Source organism: Corynebacterium tapiri (genome assembly GCF_006334925.1).
Lineage (GTDB): Bacteria > Actinomycetota > Actinomycetes > Mycobacteriales > Mycobacteriaceae > Corynebacterium > Corynebacterium tapiri.
In genome coordinates, this window is the sequence record NZ_VDHJ01000003.1 from 171,139 (window position 1) to 196,452 (window position 25,314).

General features: G+C 62.6%; 27 protein-coding genes. 7 read left to right on the top strand and 20 right to left on the bottom strand.

From position 1 onward, the window contains the following. Positions 1-32: 32 nt before the first annotated feature. The gene (locus FHE74_RS02975; protein ID WP_139465011.1) at positions 33-926 is read right to left on the bottom strand and encodes an alpha/beta hydrolase; all 894 of its coding nucleotides are present in this window, start codon (positions 924-926) and stop codon (positions 33-35) included. A 306-nt stretch (positions 927-1,232) separates the two neighbouring features. On the opposite strand from FHE74_RS02975, the gene FHE74_RS02980 reads away from it, so the two are divergent. Beyond that, a complete protein-coding gene (locus tag FHE74_RS02980; RefSeq protein WP_139465012.1) occupies positions 1,233-2,288 on the top strand; it encodes an alcohol dehydrogenase in 1,056 nt (351 codons plus the stop codon). Between the two features lie 10 nt (positions 2,289-2,298). After that, complete coding sequence (locus tag FHE74_RS02985) at positions 2,299-3,060, top strand: helix-turn-helix domain-containing protein (RefSeq protein ID WP_139465013.1); 762 nt, start codon at positions 2,299-2,301, stop codon at positions 3,058-3,060. Here FHE74_RS02985 and mutM read toward each other — a convergent pair. The 5 genes from mutM to gdhA form a co-directional block, all read right to left on the bottom strand. Next, positions 2,999-3,844, bottom strand: coding sequence for a bifunctional DNA-formamidopyrimidine glycosylase/DNA-(apurinic or apyrimidinic site) lyase (mutM, locus tag FHE74_RS02990; RefSeq protein ID WP_139465014.1), 846 nt, complete (start codon positions 3,842-3,844; stop codon positions 2,999-3,001). The two genes, FHE74_RS02985 and mutM, sit on opposite strands and share 62 nt — an antisense overlap. Then, a complete protein-coding gene (rnc, locus tag FHE74_RS02995) occupies positions 3,837-4,595 on the bottom strand; it encodes a ribonuclease III (protein WP_139465015.1) in 759 nt (252 codons plus the stop codon). Before rnc ends, mutM begins: the two co-directional genes overlap by 8 nt. Beyond that, complete coding sequence (locus FHE74_RS03000) at positions 4,592-5,116, bottom strand: YceD family protein (RefSeq protein ID WP_139465016.1); 525 nt, start codon at positions 5,114-5,116, stop codon at positions 4,592-4,594. Before FHE74_RS03000 ends, rnc begins: the two co-directional genes overlap by 4 nt. 31 nt (positions 5,117-5,147) lie before the next feature. Beyond that, positions 5,148-5,879, bottom strand: a complete 732-nt coding sequence (locus tag FHE74_RS03005) for a F0F1 ATP synthase subunit B family protein (RefSeq protein ID WP_139465017.1) — start codon at positions 5,877-5,879, stop codon at positions 5,148-5,150. Between the two features lie 62 nt (positions 5,880-5,941). Further along, complete coding sequence (gene gdhA / locus FHE74_RS03010) at positions 5,942-7,288, bottom strand: NADP-specific glutamate dehydrogenase (protein WP_139465018.1); 1,347 nt, start codon at positions 7,286-7,288, stop codon at positions 5,942-5,944. 117 nt (positions 7,289-7,405) lie between these two features. Between gdhA and FHE74_RS03015 the strand changes: the two genes are divergently transcribed. Next, positions 7,406-8,353, top strand: a complete 948-nt coding sequence (locus FHE74_RS03015; protein ID WP_139465019.1) for a glycerate kinase — start codon at positions 7,406-7,408, stop codon at positions 8,351-8,353. On the opposite strand, the gene FHE74_RS03020 is transcribed toward FHE74_RS03015, so the two are convergent. Then, positions 8,323-8,718 carry a hypothetical protein gene (locus FHE74_RS03020; protein ID WP_139465020.1) on the bottom strand — a complete coding sequence of 132 codons (396 nt, stop codon included), beginning with the start codon at positions 8,716-8,718 and terminating at the stop codon, positions 8,323-8,325. The genes FHE74_RS03015 and FHE74_RS03020 overlap by 31 nt on opposite strands. 79 nt (positions 8,719-8,797) lie before the next feature. On the opposite strand from FHE74_RS03020, the gene FHE74_RS03025 reads away from it, so the two are divergent. Further along, the gene (locus FHE74_RS03025) at positions 8,798-10,060 is read left to right on the top strand and encodes an amidohydrolase (RefSeq protein ID WP_139465021.1); all 1,263 of its coding nucleotides are present in this window, start codon (positions 8,798-8,800) and stop codon (positions 10,058-10,060) included. A 114-nt stretch (positions 10,061-10,174) separates the two neighbouring features. After that, positions 10,175-12,532, top strand: a complete 2,358-nt coding sequence (locus tag FHE74_RS03030) for a glycogen/starch/alpha-glucan phosphorylase (protein WP_139465022.1) — start codon at positions 10,175-10,177, stop codon at positions 12,530-12,532. A 59-nt stretch (positions 12,533-12,591) separates the two neighbouring features. Here FHE74_RS03030 and pyk read toward each other — a convergent pair whose 3' ends face one another. The 8 genes from pyk to priA form a co-directional block, all read right to left on the bottom strand. Beyond that, the gene (pyk, locus tag FHE74_RS03035) at positions 12,592-14,028 is read right to left on the bottom strand and encodes a pyruvate kinase (protein ID WP_139465023.1); all 1,437 of its coding nucleotides are present in this window, start codon (positions 14,026-14,028) and stop codon (positions 12,592-12,594) included. 68 nt (positions 14,029-14,096) lie between these two features. Beyond that, positions 14,097-14,978, bottom strand: coding sequence for a prolipoprotein diacylglyceryl transferase (gene lgt / locus FHE74_RS03040; RefSeq protein ID WP_139465024.1), 882 nt, complete (start codon positions 14,976-14,978; stop codon positions 14,097-14,099). A gap of 27 nt (positions 14,979-15,005) precedes the next feature. After that, positions 15,006-15,818 carry an indole-3-glycerol phosphate synthase TrpC gene (locus tag FHE74_RS03045; RefSeq protein WP_139465025.1) on the bottom strand — a complete coding sequence of 271 codons (813 nt, stop codon included), beginning with the start codon at positions 15,816-15,818 and terminating at the stop codon, positions 15,006-15,008. Between the two features lie 96 nt (positions 15,819-15,914). Next, entirely contained in the window at positions 15,915-16,562 is a 648-nt protein-coding gene (locus tag FHE74_RS03050) for a TIGR02234 family membrane protein (RefSeq protein ID WP_246049165.1), read from the bottom strand. Continuing rightward, entirely contained in the window at positions 16,559-16,933 is a 375-nt protein-coding gene (gene hisI / locus FHE74_RS03055; RefSeq protein ID WP_246049166.1) for a phosphoribosyl-AMP cyclohydrolase, read from the bottom strand. The genes FHE74_RS03050 and hisI overlap by 4 nt, the downstream gene beginning before the upstream one ends. Continuing rightward, positions 16,930-17,706: an imidazole glycerol phosphate synthase subunit HisF gene (gene hisF, locus FHE74_RS03060; protein ID WP_139465026.1), complete on the bottom strand. Its 777-nt coding sequence runs from the start codon at positions 17,704-17,706 to the stop codon at positions 16,930-16,932. Before hisF ends, hisI begins: the two co-directional genes overlap by 4 nt. Before the next feature lie 9 nt (positions 17,707-17,715). Then, positions 17,716-18,519 carry an inositol monophosphatase family protein gene (locus FHE74_RS03065; protein ID WP_139465027.1) on the bottom strand — a complete coding sequence of 268 codons (804 nt, stop codon included), beginning with the start codon at positions 18,517-18,519 and terminating at the stop codon, positions 17,716-17,718. 16 nt (positions 18,520-18,535) lie between these two features. Then, positions 18,536-19,273 (bottom strand): bifunctional 1-(5-phosphoribosyl)-5-((5-phosphoribosylamino)methylideneamino)imidazole-4-carboxamide isomerase/phosphoribosylanthranilate isomerase PriA, encoded by a 738-nt coding sequence (priA, locus tag FHE74_RS03070; protein WP_139465028.1) that lies wholly within the window; start codon positions 19,271-19,273, stop codon positions 18,536-18,538. A 31-nt stretch (positions 19,274-19,304) separates the two neighbouring features. On the opposite strand from priA, the gene FHE74_RS03075 reads away from it, so the two are divergent. Both FHE74_RS03075 and FHE74_RS03080 read left to right on the top strand, forming a co-directional pair. Next, the gene (locus FHE74_RS03075) at positions 19,305-19,823 is read left to right on the top strand and encodes a DinB family protein (RefSeq protein WP_139465029.1); all 519 of its coding nucleotides are present in this window, start codon (positions 19,305-19,307) and stop codon (positions 19,821-19,823) included. Then, positions 19,820-20,230 (top strand): rhodanese-like domain-containing protein, encoded by a 411-nt coding sequence (locus tag FHE74_RS03080; RefSeq protein ID WP_139465030.1) that lies wholly within the window; start codon positions 19,820-19,822, stop codon positions 20,228-20,230. Before FHE74_RS03075 ends, FHE74_RS03080 begins: the two co-directional genes overlap by 4 nt. Here the strand turns inward: FHE74_RS03080 and hisH are convergent. Genes hisH through hisD form a run of 5 tightly spaced genes read right to left on the bottom strand, consistent with a single transcriptional unit; the run spans position 20,227 to position 25,240 of the window. Next, positions 20,227-20,862: an imidazole glycerol phosphate synthase subunit HisH gene (gene hisH / locus FHE74_RS03085; protein WP_139465031.1), complete on the bottom strand. Its 636-nt coding sequence runs from the start codon at positions 20,860-20,862 to the stop codon at positions 20,227-20,229. The genes FHE74_RS03080 and hisH overlap by 4 nt on opposite strands. An 11-nt stretch (positions 20,863-20,873) precedes the next feature. Beyond that, the gene (locus FHE74_RS03090; RefSeq protein ID WP_139465032.1) at positions 20,874-22,169 is read right to left on the bottom strand and encodes an MFS transporter; all 1,296 of its coding nucleotides are present in this window, start codon (positions 22,167-22,169) and stop codon (positions 20,874-20,876) included. Positions 22,170-22,227: 58 nt separating this feature from the next. Further along, positions 22,228-22,833: an imidazoleglycerol-phosphate dehydratase HisB gene (gene hisB / locus FHE74_RS03095; protein WP_139465033.1), complete on the bottom strand. Its 606-nt coding sequence runs from the start codon at positions 22,831-22,833 to the stop codon at positions 22,228-22,230. Continuing rightward, complete coding sequence (locus tag FHE74_RS03100; protein WP_139465034.1) at positions 22,830-23,924, bottom strand: histidinol-phosphate transaminase; 1,095 nt, start codon at positions 23,922-23,924, stop codon at positions 22,830-22,832. The genes hisB and FHE74_RS03100 overlap by 4 nt, the downstream gene beginning before the upstream one ends. Continuing rightward, positions 23,924-25,240, bottom strand: a complete 1,317-nt coding sequence (gene hisD, locus FHE74_RS03105; protein ID WP_139465035.1) for a histidinol dehydrogenase — start codon at positions 25,238-25,240, stop codon at positions 23,924-23,926. The genes FHE74_RS03100 and hisD overlap by 1 nt, the downstream gene beginning before the upstream one ends. Positions 25,241-25,314 lie beyond the last annotated feature (74 nt).

Here is a 25,314-nt window from a genome sequence, read left to right on the forward strand (position 1 = left end):
CTTACTCTGGAAAGTCTGGAGTGAGAATGTGTCTAACTAGCGCCGTACCATTCGCGGATGCGCTGAAGCTCCTGATCAACCAATTCGGAACGTCCGGCTAGGAAAGGCCATACGTGCTGCTGGTTCTCGCCGATGGAGAGGGTGACATCTACGCCGGCAGCCTTGGCGCGTTCGTTTAGACGCTCGGCGTTATCCAGCAGCGCCTCCACGCTGCCGGCGTTGATGTAGAGGCGCGGGAAGCCGGTGAAGTCCGCATACAGCGGGTTGGCCAGCGGGTTGGTGGGCTCGGTCTTATCGCCCAGCACGCCGGCGATCATGCCGGCCAAAAGCTCCGGAGTGATCAGGGCGTCGGTGTCCAGGTTGGTCTCCAAGGTCTTGCCCTTGTTCTCCATGTCCAGCCACGGGGAAAACGCGATGACTCGCCCCGGGACCGGCTTGTTCTGCTGGATGAGCGCCAGCGGGATGGCCACGGCCAGGTTTCCGCCGGCAGAGTCACCGATTGTGGTGAGGTTTTCTGGTTGAATTCCGGAGTCGATAAGCGCCTCGATCACGGCGATGCCATCCTCGATCTGGGCGGGGTGTGGGTGCTCGGGAGCTCGGCGGTAATCGAGGACAAAGCTGGTAACACTGAGGGTCTTGGCCACGTGGGCGGCGAGCTTGCGGTGCGAGGCCGCGGAGCCGACGGCGAATCCGCCGCCGTGGGTGTACACGAGCACCCGGGAGGTGTCTGCGCCCTGCGGGAGACACCAGATGCCGGGGACTCCCCCGATTACTTCTTCCTTGTAGGTGACGTTCTCGGGTTCGACGGTGGGCTGGTGCCACTCGTCGAAGATGGCGCGGAAAAGGCGCATGGACATGTCCGGGTTATCGGCCATGACCTGGCTCCAGTCCGCGTAGAGGTCGCGCAACGGATCGGAAGTGTTCATGGTGCTCTCCTCAAGTTCGGGTGCGGTAGCTCGACGCGCTTCCGCAGCGTGTTGTGTTCTCGAGCTCAGGTGATACCGGAGAGTGACCGGAATCACTTTGCTTAACTTGACCCTAAAGCACGTCAAGCACCTGTGGTTGTTCCGATCTGAAACAGTGCCCGCGAAACACCGATCATTACCGGCATGGCATTAATAGACCCGTCATTTGGTATCGGAGTTTTCTTAGTGGGTATTCACTTCGCACCACATCCCTGGAAGACTCAAACATGATCCAGATCACTGCCAGGCAATATTGAGAGGTGCATCATGCATTCTTACGCGGTTCAACCTGACGACACCCGCATCCACGACCTCGAGATCGACACCCCCACCCCGGAGGGACGCGGGGTACTCCTGAAGGTGATCCGCGCCGGGGTCTGCCACACCGACACCCACCTGCGCGAGGGCGGCTACAACCTGGGAAGCCGCGGCACGATGACCATGAAGGACCGCGGCATCGAATACCCCATGGTCATGGGCCACGAGGTGGTCGGCGTGGTGGAAAAGCTCGGCCCGGAGGCCACAGAGTCCACGATCGGCAGCACCAAGCTGATCTACCCGTGGATCGGCTGCGGAGAGTGTCGCGAGTGCCGCGAGGGCAATGACAACCGCTGCGCAGCCGGAAAGAACCTCGGCATCGCGCGCCACGGTGGCTACGCGGAATACATCCTCGTCCCCGATGAGAAGTACCTGGTAGACATCGACGGAATCGACCCGAGCTGGGCCGCCACCCTGGCCTGCTCCGGGCTGACGGCCTACAGCGCCGTGGACAAGGTCCTGCCCCTGGACCCCGACGAGCCCATCGTCGTCTTCGGCGCGGGCGGGCTCGGGCTCACCGCCATCGCCATCCTCAAGCACCGCGGGCACGAGTCCATCTGCGCAGTTGACGTCTCAGACAGAAACCTCGAGCTGGCCGCGAACATGGGAGCTAGCCACACGGTCAAGTCAGACGATGAAGCCGCCAAAAACATCACCGAGGCCGTCGGAAACCCAGCCAGCGCCGTCATCGACTTTGTGAACAACGGCGCGACCGCGTCGACTGCCTTCGACATCCTCAAGAAGGCCGGCGTCATGGTCCAGGTGGGCCTCTTTGGCGGCGAGGTCACCATCCCCACGGCACTGCTGGCGCTGCGCATGGTGCACATCGAGGGCAGCTTCGTGGGCACCTTGGGCCAGATGCAGGATTTGGTCTCCATCGCCCAGACCGGCTCCCTGCCCAACATCCCCATCGTCGAGCGCCCCCTCAACGCCGCCGAGGTCGAGCAGGCACTGGACGACCTCACCAGCGGCGGAGTCTCCGGGCGCGTCGTGCTAACCGGATAGGCCTGGAACTATGTCCGGTCTGCCCGAGCCCATCCTGACCAGCTGGCAACGCTCCCAGCGACAGGGAGTTGATGCCGACACGGTGGCGCGGGCAGCCACGTCTACGCTTCTCGACGACAGGCTTCAACGCGCCGGCGAGCGAGTCTTGAGCCAATGGGCCACGAGTCTGGAAGACTTTCGACTGTCCATCCTGGTGGCAGACAACACCGGCATGATCATTGCCCGCCACATCGTGGACGCGCGCGATCGCAGTGCGCTTGAGCGTGTCAACGCCGCAGAAGGGTTCGACTTCTCCGAGTCCTCTGTGGGGACAAACGGTTTGGGCACTCCGCTGCACACCGGAGAAGACATCTTTGTGCAGGGCTCCCACCATTTTTCCTCCAGCCTTGCCCAGCTAGCCTGCGCCGGCGTCCCGATCACCCACCCCAATGACGGGCGCATCGTGGGCTCCATTGCATTGGCCGCGCACATTGAACACTCAGCTCCCCTCATGCTGGGAATGGCCCGCCACGCTGGCCAGCAGATTACCGAGGTCCTGCGTTCTGTGCAGGCAGCGGCAGGCACACCCGGTTCTTTACGCCTGAGTCGCTTTGAGCACTCTGAACGCGCCACCATCCTGGCTGCTTTGCAGGAACATCAGGGAAACAAATTGCAGGCGGCGGTCGACCTCGGGATCGGACGCACGACGCTGTACCGCAAGATGCGCGCGCTCAAGATCGATGAGACCGAGATTGGCACCGCGGGCAATAGTGCGCCGAGCGGTTCTGAATGACCGCTCGCGCAATCGCTTCCCCGCACCGCGCACACGGTGCGCCCGTTTGCCCGTACGCATTCAGCGACCGGGAGAAGTAGCCACTGGCCCCGTTGACGTTGACGTAGAGGGAATCAAAGCTGGTGCCGCCGGCCTCCAGCGCGCGAGTCATGACTTGCCGAGCTGCCTCAAGCAACCCGACAGCGTCCTTTTGCCGCAGACTGTGTGCTGGGCGGAAGGGCGAGATCCGTGCCTGCCACAACGCCTCGTCGGCATAAATATTGCCTATTCCAGACACGACTGTCTGGTTAAGCAACACGGTCTTGATACTGCTACGCCGTCGCCGAATTGATCGGGCGGCCTCCACGATGTCGAACTCGGCGTCAAAGGGATCTGGTGCGACGTGAGCAACCGGGGTAGGAACACCGTCGATAAGCGGACACACCAGCCACTGGCCAAAGGTGCGCTGATCTACGAAGGCGAGTTCACGCACCTGGCCGGAAAAGTCCAGCTGCGCTCGAATCCGCGTGTGTACCGCTGTGCACTCCCCCACGGCACCTACCAGCATCTGACCGCTCATGCCGAGATGGACGTACAGGGCATTGCCGTCGTCCAGATTGAGCCACAGATACTTTCCCCGTCGGCCAGTTCCGGTGATTGTGCGATCTTCCAGGAGCTCCTCGATGGGCTGTCCCTGGCCGCGAGTGGCGCGCGGATGGCTCACCTCGACGGAGATGAATCTCCCGCCCACCACGTGGGTGTCCAGACCGCGCCGGACAACCTCGACTTCAGGAAGTTCAGGCACGGACGACCGCGGGGTTATCGCGCAAGACGGCCAGGGCCTCGCGCGCGGCCTCCTGCTCGGCCAGCTTCTTGTTTCCCTTCACGCCGGTGCCCAAAACCTTGTCGTTGACCGTGGCGTGAGCGGTGAAGGTGAGATCATGATCCGGCCCAACCGAAGTGGCCGTGTACACGGCCATGGGAGCCTTGAGCTCGGCCAGGCGCTCCTGCAGGGCAGTCTTGAAGTCCTGGTGGAGGCTCAAGGCGGAAGCGCTATCGATCTTCTTCTTAAACAGGCGCAAGATCACCTGACGCGCAGGCTCAAATCCGTGTTCCAGGTAGATCGCTCCGAAGATCGCCTCGGTGGTGTCGGCCAGAATCGAGTCCTTTTCTCGGCCCTGGGTCACCAGCTCGCCCTTACCCAACAGGATGTGCTCACCCAGACCGATCTCTCGGGCGATATCGGCAAGGCCATAGCGGGAGACAATGCCGGCGCGCATCTTGGAGATGTCCGACTCTGGGCGCGTGGGGTACTGCTCGTACAGCTTGTTGGCCACAGAAAGCCCCAGCACGGCATCACCGAGGAACTCGAGACGCTCGTTGTTGGGTAGGTGGCCGTTCTCGTTTGCGAAAGAACGGTGCGTGAGCGCTAGGCGCAAACCTTCGTCGGCCACGGTGATGCCGAGCGCAGTCAGCAGCGGGGTGTGGTCGACAGCCTCATAGGCCTGCTGCCAGGCCTCTTCGCCGCTGATGCGGGACTTCTTGGAGCGGCTCACAGGAACTTCTCCAATCCAGCCCAGCGCGGGTCGGTCTTCTCCTCGTCCTCTTCCCCAGACACCCCATCAGGCTTGGGCGCGTCCTCGTCGCAACCGTTCTCACAGACGGGGTTGAAGGGCAGGCTCAGACCGGCCTCATCAACCACGGCCTGCTCGATGTCCGCGGTATCGCCACTGATGACCACCACGCCTTCGTCCTCGCCGTCTTCGGCAGCTTCGCCCGCGATGAAGTCGTCATCACCGGCGAAAACCTGGCTGATGTGCAGACGGGTCTCCGGGCGCAGTGTGCGCAGGCAGCGCACGCACTCGCCCGTCAGCGTCGAGCTGATGTCAGCATCGACGAGCACTGCCCCGCCCAGCGGCGTGAGGCTGGCGTCAACGACGACCTGCTCGCCTTCAGCGATGGCGATCATTTCGGGCCCGATACGTGAGGGGCTGGGACCAGAGTTGCGGCGCACCTCAGTCTCGCTGGCTTGCACCCGCAGAAGTTCGGCAACGTTAAAGACGAATGGAGAGTTCATAACGCCGTCTAGGTTACCCGCGTTGCCCCACTTACTCGGAGCGGGGGCGACGTGCGCGCGTGGTACCGCGGGAAGCGTAACCCTGGCCCGGCTGCTGACGCTGCTGACCGGACAGGCCTGCTCCGCGACGCAGTGCGGCGCGATCGGAGGTCACAGTGCGCAGGATCGAGGAGAGCGACTCCTCAAAGTCTGCCAACTTGTTGTCCACGAACTCATCGGCCTCGGTGCGCAGACGATCAGAGTCGGAGTGGGCGGCGTCGACGATACGACGTGCCTCCTCGTTGGCACGGCGAGTGACCTCGGACTCGTCGACCAGGCGCTGCTGCTCTGCAATGCCCTCGTTGACGTAACGCTCATAGGCGGCGTTACCCTCGCTGACCAGACGGTCAGCCTCGTTACGGGCAGAAACGACCGTGCGGTCTGCCTCTTCGTCGGCCTCAGAAATGGTAGCCGTGGCGCGTGCCTGGGCATCATCCATGATCGCGGCTGCCTCGGAGCTGGCGCCGTTGATGGTGTCATCTGCCTCGGCCTGGGCGTCCTGCACGATCTCGCGGGCACGCTCTTCGGCTCCGCGGAGGATGTCGTCCTGCTTATCCAGCACGTCCTGCGCGTCGTCGATTTCCATCGGCAGGGCGTTGCGCAGATCGTCGAGAAGCGCGAGGACATCATTGCGCGGAACCATGCAGTTGGGGGTCATGGGCACGCCGTAGGCCTGCTCTACGGTCTGCACCAATTCGTCGAGGGCTTCAAAAACTCGATACATAGTCCCCCACGATACGCATGGTCTCCGGCTTCGGCGCTTCTCGACGCGCGAAACCTGGTGGCTTAGATAACTCCCTGCGCGAGCATGGCATCAGCGACCTTCTTGAAGCCCGCGATGTTTGCACCCACCACATAGTCGTTCTCATGGCCGTACTGGGCAGCGGTATCGGCGGTGGCGCGGAAGATGTTCTTCATGATCTCCTGCAGACGCTCGTCGGTGTACTCGAAGCTCCAGGAGTCGCGTGTGGCGTTCTGCTGCATTTCCAGGGCCGACGTGGCCACGCCACCGGCGTTGGCAGCCTTGCCCGGAACGAAGTGGACGCCCGCCTTCTGGAACGCCTCGATGGCCTCCGGGGTACAGGGCATATTCGCACCTTCGGCCACGTAGGCCACGCCCTTGTCCACCAGGTTCTTGGCGTGGGACTCATCCAGCTCGTTCTGGGTGGCACACGGCAGAGCAACGGCGGCTTCCAGATCCCAGACGCTGCCGTCCTCGTGGAAGGTGGCATTGTCGGCGTGCTTGACGTAATCGCCAACGCGCCCGCGCTCGACCTCCTTGATCTGCTTGAGCAGCTCCACGTCCACGCCCTCCGGGGTGTGGACCCACCCCGAGGAGTCGGAGAAACCGACGACGGTTGCCCCCAACTGCTGGGCCTTCTCGATGGCGTAGATGGCCACGTTGCCGGAGCCCGACACGATGACGTGTGCGCCCTGCAGGCTGTCGCCATTGGCCTTCATCATCTCCTCGGTGAGGTAAACGCAGCCGTAGCCGGTGGCCTCGGTGCGTACCAGGGAACCACCCCAGTTCAGCCCCTTGCCCGTGAGCACGCCAGACTCGTGTTCGTTGGTCAGGCGACGGTACTGCCCAAAGAGGTAGCCAATCTCACGACCACCCACGCCGATGTCGCCGGCGGGCACATCGCGGTACTCACCGATATGGCGGTGCAGCTCCGTCATGAAGGACTGGCAAAAACGCATGATCTCTTGGTCGGAACGTCCCTTGGGGTCGAAGTCCGAACCGCCCTTGCCGCCACCGATGGGCAGGCCGGTCAAGGAGTTCTTGAAGATCTGCTCGAACCCCAGGAACTTGATGATGCCCAGGTTGACCGACGGGTGGAAACGCAGCCCGCCCTTGTACGGGCCAAGTGCCGAGTTGAACTGGACGCGGAATCCGCGATTGACCTGTACCTGGCCCTGGTCATCCACCCAGGGCACTCGGAAGATGATCTGACGCTCCGGCTCGCAGAGACGCTGGATGAGCCCGTAATCGGCGTAATGCGGATCATGCTCCAACACAATCTTGAGGGAATCGAGCACCTCGGCCACGGCCTGGTGGAACTCCGGCTCACCAGCGTTGCGCTTGAGCAGCTTTGAGTAATACTCCGAGACCTTCTGGTCAACGTCAGACATCAACATTCCTTTCTATAGTTCGATAGAACCTATGAGACATTGTATGTCAGGCGCACCCCAGATTTAAGGGCGATCAGACAAAACCGGCGATCTCCCTGGCCACTACACTGCGAAGCTATGCCGTCTGACGTATTCACCCCTAACCCACCGGCCAACCCGCTTAACGTCCTCATTGCTCCCACCGATCTCGGTGCCCTGAGCGCCACCGAAGTCGCCCAACACGTGGGATCTGGAGTTACCAGTGTGATCCGCGATGCCCAGGTCAGCATCGCGCCGATCAGCGCGGGCGGCCCGGGCACGGCGGCGCTTTTCGACGGCTCCACCATCACCTGCCCCACCGTGACGGCGTCAGGTCGACTCACCGAGGCGACATACGTACTCAGTGGCGACACCGCCATCATCGACGCCGCCACCTGCCTGGGTGAAGAGGAGCTCACTCCCGGAACCGCCGACTCCTACGGCTTGGGCGTGCTCATCGCCGATGCGCAGACGCGTGGAGCTTCCCGAGCGCTGATTGCTCTCAACGGTTGCACAGTGGACGACGGCGGAGCCGGGATCCTTGTTGCTCTCGCAGCTCCCCCGCTGGATGCTGCCGGACACACCCTCCCCAAGGGCGGCAAGGCACTAGAGCGCGTTGCAGACTTTGATACCGCAAAGGTCAACGTGCCCGCCGGCGCGATGGACTGGATGTTCGTCGGTGGCCAACCGTTTGCTGAGGCCCCGGGCATGGAGCAGCTACGTGCGTTTACCGGCGTGGGGGAATCCACTCCGAATCTTGCGATTGCCCCGACTTGGCTGTCCACCGTATTCCACGCAGGTCCGGAGCACGTCACATTGCTGACTGTCGACGAGTTGGTGGCCGGACTTGACGTTTCCGCGCTACTCGCAGACTCCCCCAACCTGGCCATTTCTACGGGCGGGGCAGCAGAAGCACTCCGCCGCAGCGCCCCCGAAAGCACGACTGTTGCTGGGATCAACCTGCCGGAGGCCACCCCGCAGGCACTCGAGGAGGCTGGGGCTCAAGTCGCTGCGGACTACCTGAGGATCTCCACCGACCAGGGATAGGCGGCCGGGATCTCGAAGGCCAGCTCGTTTTCCAAAGCCACTGGATCGTTCGGCAGATCAGCACGCGGGGTAAGAATCCGCGCAAGGCTCATAGCTAGTTCGTTGTAGGACAGAGACTCACCCGTGGCCTCGATACTGAGGCTGCGCACGCGGGCATTCTGGTCGACTTCCGCGTGCTCGCGCTCGTAGACCTCCCACAGTTGTTGAGTGAGCTGCTCCGATACCTGCGGGGCATCCTCATAGGACAAGTCGTAGCTGTGGAGGCGCTTGTGCTCGCAGAGGATGCGCCCGGCGTTTTCGAAGGCCGCGCGGATCTCGGCTGCGGCGTCGTCGGGGGCAAGGACGTCAAAGCGAATGGTCGGCATGCCCCTGGAGCTTAGACCAGTGATGGTTATAGTGATTTCCAAGCATTAACCATTTACTCGATAGAAAGACGTTTGCGCCATGTCCGCGCCCACAGATATTGCCCGCTTGCTCTCCAGCCACGAAGCCGACCTCAGTTTCCAGCGCCCGTTCTATGAGGACCTGCACGAGCGCCCCGAACTTTCTGGCCAAGAGGCAGAGACGTTCAGCAAAATCCAGGAGCTCATGGAGCGCTTCGACTGCGAGGTGGTCTCCCCGCTGGGTGGGTTCGGGCTATGCGCGGTCTTTCGAAATGGCGACGGCCCCACGGTCCTCTTCCGCGCGGATATCGACGCCCTTCCGGTGAAGGAGGAGACTGGTGTCCCCTACGCGTCGACACGCCTGCGTCCGCGCGGGGACGGCACCATGACCGGAGTGATGCACGCCTGCGGCCACGACATGCACGCCACCGCCCTGGCCGGAATTTGCGCGATCCTGGACGCGCACCGCCAGGACTGGTCGGGTACTTTCGTTGCCCTATTCCAGCCCGCCGAGGAGAACTCGACCGGAGCCAACGCCATGATCGCTGATGGATTGGTGACTAAGATCCCGCGCCCCGATGTCTGCCTGGGGCAGCACGTTATGCCGGGGCGCGCCGGTGAGGTGCGCTCCATGCCTGGCGCCCAGTTCGCGGCCTGCGACTCGATTCGCATCACGGTCCATGGGCGCAGCGCGCACGGTTCCATGCCGCACAAGGCCATCGATCCGACTTTTATTGCGGCCATGATTATCGTTCGCTTGCAGGCCGTCGTGGGGCGCGAAGTTGACCCGGATGATTTCGCAGTGGTCACCGTGGGATCCGTTCGGGCCGGTACGACGAACAACATCATCCCGTCGTCCGCCGAGATTGTGCTGAATTGCCGCTTCTTTGACAACGCCACTAAGCGACGCGTGTATTCATCCATTCGGCGCCTCGTCAACGCCGAGTGCGAGGCCTCCGGATCACCCAAGCCCGCCGAATTCGAGTTCTTTGCCCACGGTGATTTGATTGATAATTCCCCCGAGGTCTACTCCACGGTTCGCCCCACCTTTGATCGAGTCTTCGGGCGCAACTCCGTTGACGGGCACCGCTCATCGGTTTCGGAGGACTTCTCTCATATTCCCGCGGCGTTTCGTTCTCCATACCTGTACTGGACGGTTGGCTGCACTCCGCACGACATCTGGGACCAGGCAGTGGCCAACGGCACCGTCGATACTGACGTACCTGTTAACCACCAGCCAAACTTCCTGCCGGACTACGAGCCCACGGTCGAAGCAGCCACCAAGGCGGGTGCCGCAGCAGCATTGACGTACTTGGCCTCTTAAGAGGGCCACTAAAAGGGGCGAACCTGCGCGAGCAGCTGCGGGCACAATTAGGCTACAGCTATAAGCCTTTGTGCCTATTGTGTTCGCTGTTTTACAGGAAGGCCCCGTAAGTTCATGTACAAATCCGTTGGTGGCCACATTCGTGCCGCGGCCGGTACTACTCCGGAGCACGCCACTGATCGTAAGTTCTGGTTTGGACTCTCCCGCGCCATCGTGGACGCGATGTCGGAGAATTGGCACCGTACCCGTTCGGCCCACGCCAAGGTTCGCCAGCAGCACTACTTCTCTGCGGAGTTCCTGATGGGACGCGCGCTGCTGAACAACCTCAATAACCTCGGCTTGTTGGAGGAGGCGAAGGAAGCCGCAGCCGGCTATGGCCGCGATCTGACCGAAGTACTGGAAGCCGAAAACGACGCCGCCCTCGGCAACGGTGGCCTGGGACGTTTGGCCGCCTGCTTCCTCGATTCGGCAGTGACCCACGACCTGCCGGTCACCGGCTACGGTCTGCTTTACCGCTACGGACTGTTCCGCCAGGAGTTCTCCGAAGGATTCCAGGTGGAGCAGCCTGACCCCTGGCGCGAGGACGGCAACCCGTTCACTATCCGCCGCACCCACCAGCAGGTGCGCGTGAACTTCGACGATCTCAATGTGCGAGCCGTCCCCTATGACATGCCGATCACCGGCTACGGCACCTCGAACGTCGGAACGCTGCGCCTGTGGAAGGCCGAACCCATGGAGGAGTTCGACTACCAAGCGTTCAACTCCCAGCGCTTCACTGAGGCCATCACCCAGCGCGAGGCAGTCAACGACATCTGCCGTGTCCTCTACCCCAACGACACGACCTACGAAGGCAAGAAGCTGCGCGTTCGCCAGCAGTACTTCTTTACCTCCGCGTCCCTGCAGGAGATGCTGGCCAATCACCTCAAGCACCATTCGGATGTGCGCAGCTTCGCTGAGTACAACTGCATCCAGCTCAATGACACCCACCCGGTGCTGGCCATCCCCGAGCTCATGCGCCTGCTCATGGACGAGCACGGCCTGGGGTGGGACGAGGCCTGGGACATCGTCACCCAGACGTTCGCCTACACCAACCACACCGTGCTTACCGAGGCCCTGGAGACCTGGGAGCAGTCCATCTTCCAGCAGATGCTGTGGCGAGTGTGGCAGATCATTGAGGAGATCGACCGCCGCTTCCGACTGGACATGCAGGCTCGCGGCCTCGATTCCGAGCGCATCAACCGCATGGCCCCGGTCCGCGATGGCATCGTCCACATGGCGTGGATCGCCTGCTACGCCGCCTACTCCATCAACGGTGTCGCGGCGCTGCACACCGAGATCATCAAGCGCGAGACGCTGGGCGACTGGCATGACCTGTGGCCGGAGAAGTTCAACAACAAGACCAATGGTGTGACCCCGCGCCGCTGGCTGGCCATGTGCAACCCGCGCCTGGCCCAAACGCTTACCCGACTGAGCGGTTCGGATGAGTGGGTTACCAACCTCGAGGAGCTCAGCTACCTCGATGAGCATGCCTCCGACGAGGAACTCCTCCGCGAACTCATGGCTATCAAGCAGGCCAACAAGGATGACTTCGCGGAGTGGATCAATAAGCGTCAGGGAATCGAGATCGATTCGACGTCGCTTTTCGACGTCCAGATCAAGCGGTTGCACGAGTACAAGCGCCAACTTCTCAACGCCATCTACATCCTGGACCTGTATTTCCGCATTACGCGTGATGGCCATTCGTGCCCGCCGCGCACCTTCATCTTCGGTGCTAAGGCAGCCCCGGGATATGACCGCGCCAAGGCGATCATCAAGCTCATCAATACTATTGCTGACCTGGTCAATAACGACCCGGTGGCGTCGCGCTACCTGCGGGTGGTCTTCGTGGAGAACTACAACGTCTCCCCCGCCGAGCGCATCATCCCGGCCGCGGACATCTCTGAGCAGATCTCTACTGCCGGCAAGGAGGCCTCGGGCACCAGCAACATGAAGTTCATGATGAACGGGGCGTTGACCTTGGGCACCATGGATGGCGCCAACGTTGAGATCGTCGAGGCCGTCGGCGGGGAGAACGCCTACATCTTCGGTGCACGGGAAGAAGAGCTTCCGCAGCTGCGCGCTACCTATTCTCCCCACGAGTTCTATGAGAAGGTCCCCGGACTTAAGCGTGCGTTGGATGCCTTCGACGATGGCACTCTCGACGACCACGGGACCGGCCAGTTCCACGACCTAAAGAACTCGCTCATCCACGGCTACGGCGAGACTGCCACCGACACCTACTACGTGCTCGGCGACTTCGAGTCCTACCGCGAGACCCGCGATCAGGCGGCGGAAGACTATCAGCGCGACCCGCTGGAGTGGGCCCGCAAGTGCTGGCTGAACATCTGTGCTTCGGGGCGTTTCTCTTCGGATCGCACGATCCGCGACTACGCCGACGAGGTATGGCGCATTAAACCCCACCCGATCTTCTAATCGGATGGGGCTCTAGCGCTCAGCCCGCTCTACCTCAGTGGTAGGGCGGGCTGTTTTTCTTAGTTGTTGTGCGCGTTCGCTGCCTTAGCGACGTCGCCCAACATGTGCACCTGGATCATGTTGGTATTGCCCGAGACTCCCGGAGGGGTACCGGCGACAACAACCATCATGTCGTTCTCGTTGTACTCCTCCAGGCCAAGCAGCTGGTCGTCTAGCGTGGCCATCATTTCGTCCGTGGACTCAATAGCCGGGCACAGGAACGTCTCTGCACCCCAGGTCAGCGCCAGCTGAGAGCGCACGTGCTGATGCGGCGTGAAAACCAGCAGCGGCAGGTGGGAGTGCAGGCGGGCCACGCGCTTTGCGGTATCACCAGTGGTGGTGAAGGCAACGAGCGCGCGGGATCCCAGGCGCTCGGCGATGTCGCGTGCCGAGTAGGAGATCACGCCACGCTTGGTACGCGGCACGTGGGAAAGCTCCGGAACCGAACCGTCGCGCTCAGCAACGCGAACGATACGAGCCATGGTGCGCACGGTGTTGTGCGGATCGCGGCCCACGGAGGTCTCACCGGACAGCATGACGGCGTCGGCGCCATCGAGCACGGCGTTAGCCACGTCGGAGGCCTCTGCACGGGTCGGCCGGGAGTTTTCGATCATGGAGTCCAGCATCTGGGTAGCCACGATGGCCGGCTTGGCGTTCTCGCGGGCAATCTGCACAGCGCGCTTCTGCACCAGCGGGACGTCCTCCAACGGGATCTCCACGCCGAGGTCACCGCGGGCGACCATGATGCCGTCGAAGGCCAGCACAATGGACTCGAGGGCGTCGATAGCCTCCGGCTTCTCCAGTTTTGCGATCACGGGCACGCGGAATCCGTGCTCGTCCATGATCTCGTGGACCAGGTCCACATCAGCCGGCGAGCGCACAAAGGACAGGGCGACAAAGTCCACGCCCAGCTGCATGGCAAAGCGCAGATCCTCGATGTCCTTCTCCGACAGCGCGGGCACGGAGATGTCCATGCCCGGCAGGGACACGCCCTTGTTGTTGGACACGGGGCCGCCCTCTACGACCTCGCAGACCACGTCGTTGCCGTCGACCTCTTTGCACACCAGGCCGACCTTGCCGTCGTCGACGAGCAGACGGTCGCCGGGGCGGGCGTCCAGAGCCAGGTTCTTGTAGGTAGTGGACACGCGGTCGTGCGTACCGGGGACGTCATCCACGGTGATGCGCACGATCTCGCCATCGGCCCAGTAGGTCGAGCCTTCTTCGAATCGTCCGAGGCGAATCTTCGGGCCCTGAAGGTCGGCCAGGATGCCCACGGCCTGTCCAGTCTCGTCGGTGGCCTCACGCACCCACTTGTAGTTCTGCTCGTGGTCAGCGTGATCGCCATGCGAGAAGTTCATGCGAGCCACATTCATGCCGGCCTCGACGAGTCCGAGAATGCCTTCCTTGCTGGCGACCGCCGGGCCTAGCGTACAAACGATCTTGGTTCTTCTATCCACACTGCATCACCTTACTGAAACGTCTGGGGATTGGTATGACGTAGTTTGTTGGGCGTCAATGCCCCAATTTACTCCGTTTGCTTCACTGCTTGGGAAGTCCCTGGAGACAGGCTCGTTTCCCGCCGTTTTTTCATGACAATGAACACCACTACTGCGCTCAGGAACACAATCAGCGAAACCCAGGTGTTCACTCGCTGCCCCAGAATCATGGTGGCGGCGTCGTCACGCATGAGCTCCACCCAGAAGCGACCAAGCGTGTATCCGGCCACGTACAACACGAACACGCTGCCGTTGCCTAGGCGGAAGCGTCGATCGGCCCAGAGCAGGAAGAGGCAAACCAACACGTTCCACAACAGCTCGTAGAGGAAGGTGGGGTGAACCACGGAGATGATTTCTCCGGTCGAGTGCCCGGTCAGCGGGGCGAAGTTTCCTTGCTCATCGACGCGGTAGTAGATCTCTAGTGCCCACGGCACATCGGTGGGGCGACCATAGATCTCCTGGTTGAACCAGTTACCCAGGCGTCCGATGCCCTGCGCGAGAACCACTCCGGGAGCGACTGCGTCGGCAAACGGCGCCAACGGGACCTGCTTGTACTTAAACAGCAGCCATACCGCGATGCTGCCGAGTGCAATGGCGCCCCAGATTCCTAGGCCACCGGCAGTGATATTGAACGCCTGCCAGGGGTTCTTACCCTCTCCGAAGTACTTCGGAGCATCCGTGATCACGTGGTACAGCCGACCGCCGACGATGCCAGCTGGCACAGCGACGATGGCGGCATCCCAAACGTCATCAGGATTTCCCCCACGCTCCTTGTAACGGCGCAGCGTCAACCACAGGGCAACGAGAATGCCGGTGATGATGCAAAGCGCGTAGGCACGAATCGGCAGAGGCCCGAGATGCCAAACGCCTTGGGGTGGGGAGGGAATATTCGCCAAAATCATGGTGTGCACGCACCATAGTGTGCCTTAGTGCATCAATTAACGCGAAGGGCAGGCCGGGTGTTGCCCTGCCGCGACCAGGGCGCGCGTGGCGGCTTCTGGATCTTCAGCCATCATGATCGCCTCTCCTACCAGGACCGCATCAGCCCCCGCGGAGGCATAGGCCAACAAGTCTTGGCCGGTTCGCACGCCCCCCAGCGCGATGCGCACCACCTCTTCCGGCAGCCCTGGAACAATGGAAGCAAAGTTTTCGCGATCCAGCGTCGAGGACGTGATCGACCAAGCATTAACACCGATCACCCGGGCTCCGGCTTCCAGGGCCCGATCCGCTTCCTCAGGTGTTCGCACCTCGGCCAGCGCTGTCATTCCCAGAGACTCAGCACGATCGATCAGGGCGACCAGACGGGCCTGACCAAGAAGCTCAACCTGGAGCGGCACGATGTCTGCACCAAAGCAACGGGCCTCGTGAATCTGGTAAGGGTCGACGATGATGTCCCGGATAATCATGGGCAGACTAACCGCCTGGCGGGCATGCCACATGTCTTCCAGGGAACCGTCGTAACGCAATCGTTCGGTCTGGCACGCCACCAAATGGGCTCCGGCGCGTTCGATCGTTGTCGCCAGTTCTTCCATCGACGGGATGGATACTCGTTGCCCTAGGCGTGGCACGGCGCGTTTGATCTCAACGATGACACCGCAACCCGAACGCAGAATGGCGGCCCGACCGTCGCGGGGCGCGGGTGCTTGTCGAGAGCGCGCTTTGATGTCGGCAAAGCTGATGTGCGCCTCACGGGCGGCAACGTCCTCGAGGATTCCGGCGACAATGCCATCGACAGCAAGCGGTGATTGCATGGCCCCTCTCCTCGAGTCGTGCGCGGATGTCAATACCCTTGCGAGCCTAATGCGCTGAGAGTGTCCTGCGAAATTGCGGGTGTGTTCTGGGGCACACTACTTCACATCGGTGGGGTCAATGTCTTCATCGAGTGCATCCCACATCACACGCCCCGAATCCGGAGACTCCTCGAGGTCCTCCTGCAGCTTCTCTGCGCGAGTGGCCTTGCGTTCGTACGCGTTTGCCCGCACCCCATCCGCCCCTGGCCTCATGAGCACGACGACCGCCGCCATGACGACCAAGGCACATGCCAGCAAGGCAAGCACTGGGCCGAGGTGGTGCACCTCAACTCCGGTGATTTGCGCCCAAGACTCCAGCGCGGGTGCATCCGTGGCTTTCCGGGCCGAGGTTCGCGTACTCAGCAGAGCATGGAGCCGGGAGTAGTCGGGATCGGTCGTCAGAATGCTCACGGGGCTCAGGCTCGCTCCAATGGCAGCAAGCCCAGCGATCCCCGCCACGAAGCGCCGCCCCCACCGACGCAAAACCAGCAGGGCCACCGCGGCCGCCACAACGAGCAGAGCTACCGCGAGAATCTCGGTGGAGTAGGTGGATCCCTTGACCGCCACGCTTTGCGGGCCGGCTTTGTCGTCATCCGCGCTCACGGTCAGCCACTGCATGTTCGAGGCCAACCACAACATGCCGGCCGCCGCCAGCATCGTGAGTGCTCCCAGGCGAGAGGGCTTCTTGGACGTATCGACGCTCACTTGGTGTCCTCCAGCAAGATGTCGGAATCAAAACAGGTGCGATCCCCGGTGTGGCAGGCCCCACCGACTTGGTCGACCGTAATCAGCACAGTGTCGCCGTCACAGTCCAGGCGGACCTCATGTACCGCTTGCGTGTGCCCAGACGTCAGTCCCTTAACCCAGTATTCGTCCCGGGAGCGGGAGTAGTACGTGGCTCGGCGCGAGCGCAGCGTATACGCGAGGGCTGCGCTATCCATCCACGCCATCATCAGCACTTCCCCGGTCGTGGCTTCCTGGGCAATCGCCGGAACCAGACCGGCCGAGTTAAAGCTCACCCTTGCGGCTATCGCAGGGTCGAGCTTTTCCTGGGCAATCTCTTGCTGCAAGGTCACTGGCGCACCTCGTAACCGGCTTGCGCGATCGCGCTCTTGACTTCACCGATCGTGGTGTGCCCGAAGTGGAAGATGGAGGCCGCCAGCACCGCGTCCGCCCCGGCAGCAATGGCCGGAGGAAAATCCTGGGGGCTTCCCGCTCCACCCGAGGCGATCACGGGAACGTCGACCGCCTCGCGCACAGCCTGCAAGAGCTCCAGGTCAAAGCCTTCCTGCGTGCCGTCCCCGTCCATGGAGTTCAGCAAGATCTCTCCGACACCCAGTTCCTGGCCTTTCCGGGCCCATTCCACGGCGTCCAGTCCCGCCGAGCGCGATCCTCCGTGAGTGGTCACCTCGAACCCGCTCGGGCACTGCTCGCTCGATTCCTTAACCCGGCGCGCATCAACCGACAGGACAATGCACTGCGCGCCGAAGCGCTGGGATAGCTCTTGCAGTAGAGCAGGGTTGGCGATCGCCGCGGTGTTGATGGAGACCTTGTCGGCGCCGGCACGCAACAGGGCGTCCACGTCCTCTGCGCTGCGCACTCCTCCCCCGACTGTCAGCGGGATGAAAACGCGATCGGCAGTACGACGAACCACGTCGAGCATGGTTCCGCGCCCATCTTTGGAGGCGGTCACGTCCAGAAACGTCAGTTCGTCGGCGCCTTCACGGTCATAGCGCTCGGCAAGTTCGACGGGGTCGCCGGCATCGACTAGTCCGGCGAAGTTCACCCCTTTGACCACGCGCCCGTTGTCGACGTCCAAGCAGGGAATTACCCGGACTGCCACTGCCATGACGTTCTCCTAAAAGGTTGAGCTGGAAGAAGATTTAGTTTGTTTGATGGTACTCAGCAGGAACGTGTGTGCTTCAGGTGCTCCCGCAATCACCCCGTGGCTCTGGGGCGTCCAAGGGTTGCCACTGAGGTCGGTCACCACCGCCCCGGCGGCGCGGGCCAGCGCCACGCCAGCCGCGTTGTCCCACACGTGCGGGCTCAGGCTTATGGCTCCGTCGAACACTCCCTGCGCAACAAAGGCCAGGTCGGTTCCCACCGAACCCGTGATGCGAGGTCGAAAGGGCCCGTGTGCCAATTGGCACAGCAGATCTCCGGCTGCCGCGCGATGCGTCGGCGGCAGAGATCCGGATACTGCAGAGGAAACCCCCAACTGCCCTAGCGCAGCTGGTCTGTTGCCAATGGAGTGCACTGGCTGCTCATTGAACTTCGCTTCTTGTCCCTGCGCCCAGGTGATACGCCGGCCCAGAAGTGGATGTGAGGTCACGGCAACCACCGGTTCTGACTCCACGACCAAGCTCAGCAGTATGGCGCACATTGGGTTGCCCACCGCATAATTGCTCGTGCCATCGATCGGGTCGACTACCCACATCTTGGCCTGGTCGAAGAAACCACCATGTTCCTCACCGAACACCTCGATGCCGGTTTCTGCGGTCAAGCGCGCACGAATGAGCCGCTCGATCTCCAGGTCGACGCTGGTGGCAAAGTCTCGCGGCCCCTTGTGCACGCTCGGACAAGCTCCCACTCCGTCGCGAAAGAGCGCCTCGGCGTCGTTGACCACCTCTAAGGCGGTGTGCAGGAGTTCGCGATAGGCCATGGACCGTCCCGTCTATTTAGTAGGCAGAGACTGCGCGGAGCGCCTCGGCCAGGTCGACGCGACCTTCGTAGAGGGCCTTGCCCACGATCACGGAGTCGATTCCCTCGTCGGCGCATTCTGCCAGGGCAATGATGTCGTCAACACTGGAAATGCCCCCTGAGGCCGTGACTGCGGCATCGGTGGCCGCCGCGACGTCGACAAGCAACTCCACATTCGGTCCGGACAGCGTGCCGTCGGTGGACACGTCCGTGACCACAAAGCGCGGGCATCCCGCTGCGTCCAGTCGCTCCAGAACCTCCCAGAGATCGCCGCCATCGGTGACCCATCCGTTGGCCTTGACTCGCCAAGAATCGCCCTCGGCCACGGCAGCAAGATCGACAGCGATGGCCTCTCCGTGCCGTGCGATCACGCGTTCAATCCACTCCGGGTTGGTCAGCGCGGCGGTACCGATGTTGACGCGCGCGGCCCCGGTGGCCAGGGCTCTTTCTAAGGAGGCATCATCACGAATTCCGCCGGTGAGCTCCACATTGATGTCCAGCTCTCCGGCGATGTGCGCCAGCAGTTCGTGGTTGGAGCCTCGCCCGAAGGCCGCGTCCAGATCGACCACGTGCAACCACTGCGCGCCCTGCTCCTGGAAACAGCGGGCTGCCGCCAGTGGGTCTCCGTAGCCTTTCTCGGTGCCAGCAGCGCCTTTGTCCAGGCGCACTGCTTGGCCGCCGACGATGTCTACAGCGGGCACGAGGGTAAACGTCATGTGGGCAATACTAGCGCCTAGGCTTAAGCGCATGGACGGCTTGGAGATCTTTCGCAACTTCGCGTCTCGGCCCATCGCACAGCTGCGTGCCCTGCCCCAGCTGACTACCGAGCAACTCAACGCTCGCCCCGGTGACCACCCCAATTCGATCTCGTGGCTGTTGTGGCATGCGGCTCGCCAGGCTGACGTACAGCTATCCGAGCTGACGGGTCATGCGCAGTTGTGGAAGCGCGGGGGTTATCGCGCGCAGCTTGAGCTAGGCCCGCTGGGAGATAGCTTCGGGCTGGGGCATACCCCACAGGAGGCTGCTGAAATTACGCTCACAAGCCAGACGCTGCCTTCTGCGTTGGATTATCTCAATGCGGTAATCGGCGAGATCGTGGCCTACTTCCCCACCGCGGACTTAGACGAGGTGGTAGACGATTCCTGGGATCCACCCACCACTCGCGGGGTGCGCTTGGTCTCGCTTATCGACGATTGCCAACAACACGTCGGAGCAATCATGCACATTGCCGGAAGCGTGGTGGGTAAGCCGGTGGGGCTGGCATGAAGGGCGCGATGGATCTGCTCGCTCGAGCTCGGGCCAGCATTGACCGGGTAACTCCTCAGCAGGCCCTGGAGGAGCAGCGCCGGGGCGAGGCATACCTCATCGATGTGCGTATGCCGGACCACCGCGCAGACCAGGGTGAGCTACCGGGCGCGATCGTCTGCGATCTCACTGTGCTGCCGTGGCGTCTGGATCCCACGTTTGACTATCGGCTGCCTGAGGCAACCGATTGGGATGTGCGCTGGATACTGTTGTGCCGCCACAGCTACAGCTCGTCCGTGGCGGCAGCCCAGCTGAAAGCCATGGGTTTGGTTAACGCCACCGATGTGATCGGCGGAGTGGAGGCCTGGGCAGATGCAGGGCTGCCGCTGGGCCTGGCCGAGGGCCAGGTAGCTGACGTTCGCCCTTAGAAGCTCTCCAGCCAGTTCTTGAGCAGCTGGGCGCCGGCATCTCCAGACTTTTCTGGATGGAATTGGGTAGCCCACAGCGGACCGTTTTCTACCGCCGCGACAAAACGGTCACCTCCGTGTTCGGCCCACGTCACCAGCGGGGCGTGCGTGCGTCCGTCGGTAACCAGCTCCCAGGAGCGCGCCGCGTAGGAGTGCACAAAGTAGAAACGCTCCTCGGCGGGCAGCCCGGCAAACATCTGGGTATCCGCCGGGGCTTCAACGGTGTTCCACCCCATGTGTGGCAGCGGTTCTGCCTCCAAGCGGGTGACCTCTCCTGGCCATTCCCCGCATCCTTCGCTGCGCACGCCATGCTCGGTTCCGGCGTCGAAAAGCACCTGCATCCCCACGCAGATGCCCATCACCGGGCGTCCTCCGGCCAGGCGCTCCCCGATGATGCGCGGACCGTAGACCGCGCGCAGCCCCTGCATGCAGGCGTCGAATGCTCCAACTCCCGGCACCAGCAAGCCATCGGCGGCAACAGCGATCTTCGGATCTGAGGTGACTGTGACTTCAGCCCCCACGCGCTCCAGTGCCCGCTGGGCCGAACGGATGTTGCCGGATCCGTAGTCTAAAAGGGCTACTCGCTGAACCATGGGGCTAGATCCTATTCTCCCGAGCGTGGGCGACGTGCGCGTACTCGCACCTGGCGCAGACGGGTCTTGATGTTGTCATACTCGCTGACGCGGTGGCGCCCCACGAAGGCGTCGGCTGCAGTCCAGAGGATGCCAAGCACAATCACGGCCGCGCCCACCGCGAATGCACCGTGGTAGAAGTACGAGGCCACCACAGCTCCGTACACGATGGAGCCCAAACCGGTGCCCGCGTCGTAAAAGATGTTCCACACCGCAGACGCCTCGGAAACCTTGGAGCGCGGCAGGCGGTGGAACATGCTGAGCAGAGCCTCGTTCTGAGCCGCACCAAAGCCGGAGCCGAACAGGATGGCCGCAACCACCAGCAGCCATACCGACAGGTGGAGGGCAACGGTCACGCTCATGAGCACCATGCCCAAAAGGGCGATGATTTCGGAGATGATCATCAGTTGGCCGGGCTTTCCGGTGCGGTCGGCAATCGCGCCGGAGACGTAGCGCGCCGTCATGATGGACGCGCCGACGATCGAGAGCATGAATCCGCCGATGACGGCTCCGGTGGAGGGGTCGATCTCGCGGACAGCCGCCGGCAGGAAGGTGGAGACGGCACCAAAGCTCATGGACACGGTCGTTACCGCCAGGGCGGGCACGAGCACGAGCTTCCACATGCTCACCTGCGGAGCTCCCCCGGCTACCGCCTCATCATCCTTGGTCGAGGCCGCCTTGATGCGCGGGATGCGCAGGCACATCACGCCGGCCACTAGGGCGATGGCTGCGGCCACGACGTACACGGTCTCGTAGTTAAAGTGATCCGCCAGGAACAAGCCGGAGGGCAGCAGCAGCATCTGGGCAAGACCAACGAACACTCCCAGCAGGCCGGTCGCCTTGCCCAACAACCTCACCGGCACGAGCTCGGCAATGAGGGCGGACTCTGCCACGGTGATGGCACCGAAGCCGATGCCGCGCAGGGCGGAGAACAGCAAGACGATCCACGCGTCCATGCCCAGCAGGTGACCGAGGGCCGGCACGCCCAGCATGAGGGCGGCAACGACCATCACGGGGTTGTAACCAAACTTGCGCAGCAGGAACGGAGTGCACATCTGGGTGACCACGGTTACTGCCATGAACACCGCGGTGGTTGCACCGGCCAGTGCGGCGGTTCCCCCGGAGTCCAATACTGCGAGCGGAAGAACGGGCAAGAGGATCGACCAGGCGCCGAACGCGGAGGCGACCGCGATCATGGTGGGGGTAAAACCAGGACTCGACCACACGCTGTCGTTCTTAGTCACGTCAGTACCAGCAGTCCGAGCCATCAAGTTCACCTATCCCTCACATCCTCTTCTTATTTAGTGTTTTAAATCTCAGCCCACACTACAACGTGCCCTTGGTAGAAGGAACTGACTGGATACGTTCATCGTTTTCGCACGCCTCGCGCAGGCTGCGCGCCACCGCCTTGAACTCCGCCTCGGTGATGTGGTGCGGGTCGCGTCCGGCCAACACCGTCAGGTGCAGGGTCGCCTGGCTGTGTTGCGCCAAAGTTTCAAAGAAGTGGTGGTTGATCACCGTGGGATAGTGCCCACCGATGACCTGCACCTGCATGTTCTCGGGCTCCCCAGTGATCACGCTGTAACTGCGACCAGAGAGGTCGATGACGGCACGAACCAGGGCCTCGTCCATGGGCAGGTAGCGCTGCCCAAAGCGACGAATGCCCGCTTTGTCCCCGAGCGCCTGAGCGATGGCCTGCCCCAGCACAATGGCTGTGTCCTCCACCGTGTGGTGGGCATCGATGTGGGTGTCACCCTGGGCGATTACCTCAAGGTCGAAGGCGCCGTGGGTGCAGAACGCGGTAAGCATGTGGTCAAAAAATGGCAACCCGGTCTGAATATTGGCTGTGCCGGAGCCATCCAGGTTGATCTCCACCCGGATATCCGACTCACTGGTACGCCGGTGGACCTGCGCGATACGCGGTGTGTTCATGCCAGCTCCTTTGCAATTTCTTCGGCGGCGTCGAGGAAAGCATCATTTTCTTCCGGCACGCCAATAGTCACTCGCAGGTAGCCGGTCGCTCCCACGTCTCGGATCAGCACGTCCCGGTCCAGGAAGCGCTGCCACACCGCATGCGAATCGGCGAACTGCCCGAAGAACAAGAAGTTCGCCTCGCTGTCCACCAGGTGGAAGCCGAATTCACGCAGCCGAACGGCAACGCGTTCCCGCTCTGCGCTGAGCTTGTCGACGGTGCGCAGCGTCTGCTCGCTGTGGTGCAGTGCCGCCACCGCCGCGATCTGCGTGGGGGTGGACAAGTGGTAGGGCAAGCGCACCAGCATGACTGCTTCCACGAAGGCGGGATCGGCCGCGAAGTACCCCACCCGCCCACCGGCGAAGTCGAAGGCTTTGCTCATCGTGCGCGAGACCACGAGCTTTTCTGGATAGCGCGCAATGAGGGTGGTTGCCGAGGGGCTGGCGGAGAATTCCGCGTAGGCCTCATCCACGATCACGATGCCGGGCGCAGCCTTCAGGACGTCCTCGATGATCTCCAGGCTGGTGACATCACCAGTCGGATTGTTCGGCGTGGTGATGAATACGATGTCTGGCGAGTGCTGGGCAATCGCCGCGAGCGCCTCGGTGCGATCAATGCGGAAGTCTGCTCCACGGGGAATAGAGATGAACTCTGTTTGCGTGCCCGCGGCCAGAAGCGGGTGCATGGAATAGGACGGAGTAAAACCCATGGCCTTGCGCCCCGGACCGCCGAAGGCCTGCAGGAGCTGCTGCAATACCTCGTTGGAACCATTGGCGGCCCACACATTGTCCTTTTCCAGCTGCACCCCAGTCTGGCGCGTCAGATACGCGGCGAGCTCCGTGCGCAGCTCGACGCAGTCGCGATCGGGGTAGCGGTTGAGTTCGGGCCCGGCCTGCTTCATGCGCTCGAAGAACTCATCCAGGATCTGTGCGGATGGCGGGTAGGGGTTTTCGTTGGTGTTCAGGCGAACGCTCACGGCAAGTTGCGGGGCGCCGTAGGCCTCCTGGCCACGTAGCTCGTCGCGAAGCGGAAGGTCGTTCAGGTTTGTCATCAGCGCTCCTCTCCAAGCAACCGGGCAGAAATGGCTTCACCGTGCGCGGGCAGCTGCTCTGCCTCGGCCAGTGCAATGACGTGCTCGGCGACCTCGGCCAACGCAGGCTGGTCGTAAGACACCAGGTTCATGGGCTTGAGGAATGTGTGGGTGCTTAAGCCCGCAGCAAAGCGTGCGGTGCCCGAGGTGGGAAGCACGTGATTGGAACCGGCTGCGTAGTCGCCCAGCGGAACCGGTGAGTACGGGCCCACAAACACGGCTCCGGCGTTGGTGATGCGGCGGGCAACGGCCTCGGCCTCACGGGTGTGAATCTCCAGGTGTTCGGCCGCGTACGCATTGGCTGCCGCAATCCCCGCCTCAAGGCCGCTAACCAGCACGATGCCCGACTGCGCACCAGTGAGCGCCTCGCGCACCCGGTCGGCATTGCGGGTGACGGTATAGCGTGCCTCGACCTCCTTGTTCACCGCGTGGGCCAGGTCCTCGTCGTCGGTGATCAGCACGGATGCTGCCAGCTGATCGTGCTCGGCCTGGCTGATGAGGTCGTAGGCCACGTGGACCGGATTGGCGGAAGAATCCGCCAGCACCGCGATCTCGGTGGGTCCGGCCTCTGCATCGATACCTACTACCCCGTTGACCAGCCTTTTGGCGGCTGCGACAAAGATGTTTCCCGGGCCCGTGATCATATCTACGGGTGCCAAGTCGGCTTCGTCGTCACCGTATGCCAGCAACGCGACAGCTTGCGCGCCACCGACCGCCCACACCTCGTCGACCCCAAGTAGAGCGCATGCCGCCAGGATCGTGGGGTGAGGCAATCCGCCGTGCTCGGCCTGCGGCGGCGAGGCCACGACGAGGGAGCTTGCCCCCGCCTCCTGCGCCGGAATCACATTCATCATGACGCTGGACGGGTACACCGCCTGACCGCCGGGCACGTAGAGGCCCACGCGCTCAACGGGCACAAAGGTCTCGGTGATGCGCGCGCCCGATCGAATCTCGGTGGTGTGTTCCACCGGGCGCTGATCAGCATGGACAGCGCGCACCCGCGCAATCGATTCTTCCAAGGCCGCCCGCACGGCGGGATCGAGATCTGCCAAGGCGCGCTGGCACTCTTCCTCCGGCACGCGAATGGCCTCCGGGCGCACGGAATCGAATCGCTCGGTGTAATCGAGGGCGGCGGCGGCACCGCGGTGTCGAACGTCCTCTACGATGGGCGCGACCGTTGGCAGAGTCGAGGCAACGTCAACCCCTCCTCGTGGTAGAGCGCGCCGCAGCTGCGAAGGGGTGGGGGCGGTGCCGCGCAAATCGGTCACAGCTAGCATCGAGGTACCTCTTCCTTTGTAAGCCTGTAGAGGAATAGGTAATCCAGTGTACGGGGTACAAGGTTTAGCCGAGG

Bases quoted from the DNA above. Each gene is read 5' to 3' on its own strand.
- FHE74_RS03090 (WP_139465032.1), bottom strand. From the start codon at position 22,169: ATGGCTCGGACTGCTGGTACTGACGTGACTAAGAACGACAGCGTGTGG.
- FHE74_RS02980 (WP_139465012.1), top strand. From the start codon at position 1,233: ATGCATTCTTACGCGGTTCAACCTGACGACACCCGCATCCACGACCTC.
- FHE74_RS03030 (WP_139465022.1), top strand. From the start codon at position 10,175: ATGTACAAATCCGTTGGTGGCCACATTCGTGCCGCGGCCGGTACTACT.
- gdhA (WP_139465018.1), bottom strand. From the start codon at position 7,288: ATGTCTGACGTTGACCAGAAGGTCTCGGAGTATTACTCAAAGCTGCTC.
- hisF (WP_139465026.1), bottom strand. From the start codon at position 17,706: ATGGCAGTGGCAGTCCGGGTAATTCCCTGCTTGGACGTCGACAACGGG.
- FHE74_RS03080 (WP_139465030.1), top strand. From the start codon at position 19,820: ATGAAGGGCGCGATGGATCTGCTCGCTCGAGCTCGGGCCAGCATTGAC.
- FHE74_RS03020 (WP_139465020.1), bottom strand. From the start codon at position 8,718: ATGCCGACCATTCGCTTTGACGTCCTTGCCCCCGACGACGCCGCAGCC.
- FHE74_RS02985 (WP_139465013.1), top strand. From the start codon at position 2,299: ATGTCCGGTCTGCCCGAGCCCATCCTGACCAGCTGGCAACGCTCCCAG.
- FHE74_RS03100 (WP_139465034.1), bottom strand. From the start codon at position 23,924: ATGACAAACCTGAACGACCTTCCGCTTCGCGACGAGCTACGTGGCCAG.
- FHE74_RS03065 (WP_139465027.1), bottom strand. From the start codon at position 18,519: ATGGCCTATCGCGAACTCCTGCACACCGCCTTAGAGGTGGTCAACGAC.
- FHE74_RS03000 (WP_139465016.1), bottom strand. From the start codon at position 5,116: ATGAACTCTCCATTCGTCTTTAACGTTGCCGAACTTCTGCGGGTGCAA.
- FHE74_RS03045 (WP_139465025.1), bottom strand. From the start codon at position 15,818: ATGCAATCACCGCTTGCTGTCGATGGCATTGTCGCCGGAATCCTCGAG.
- hisB (WP_139465033.1), bottom strand. From the start codon at position 22,833: ATGAACACACCGCGTATCGCGCAGGTCCACCGGCGTACCAGTGAGTCG.
- hisD (WP_139465035.1), bottom strand. From the start codon at position 25,240: ATGCTAGCTGTGACCGATTTGCGCGGCACCGCCCCCACCCCTTCGCAG.
- FHE74_RS03005 (WP_139465017.1), bottom strand. From the start codon at position 5,879: ATGTATCGAGTTTTTGAAGCCCTCGACGAATTGGTGCAGACCGTAGAG.
- FHE74_RS03015 (WP_139465019.1), top strand. From the start codon at position 7,406: ATGCCGTCTGACGTATTCACCCCTAACCCACCGGCCAACCCGCTTAAC.
- FHE74_RS03075 (WP_139465029.1), top strand. From the start codon at position 19,305: ATGGACGGCTTGGAGATCTTTCGCAACTTCGCGTCTCGGCCCATCGCA.
- priA (WP_139465028.1), bottom strand. From the start codon at position 19,273: ATGACGTTTACCCTCGTGCCCGCTGTAGACATCGTCGGCGGCCAAGCA.
- hisH (WP_139465031.1), bottom strand. From the start codon at position 20,862: ATGGTTCAGCGAGTAGCCCTTTTAGACTACGGATCCGGCAACATCCGT.
- FHE74_RS02975 (WP_139465011.1), bottom strand. From the start codon at position 926: ATGAACACTTCCGATCCGTTGCGCGACCTCTACGCGGACTGGAGCCAG.
- FHE74_RS03025 (WP_139465021.1), top strand. From the start codon at position 8,798: ATGTCCGCGCCCACAGATATTGCCCGCTTGCTCTCCAGCCACGAAGCC.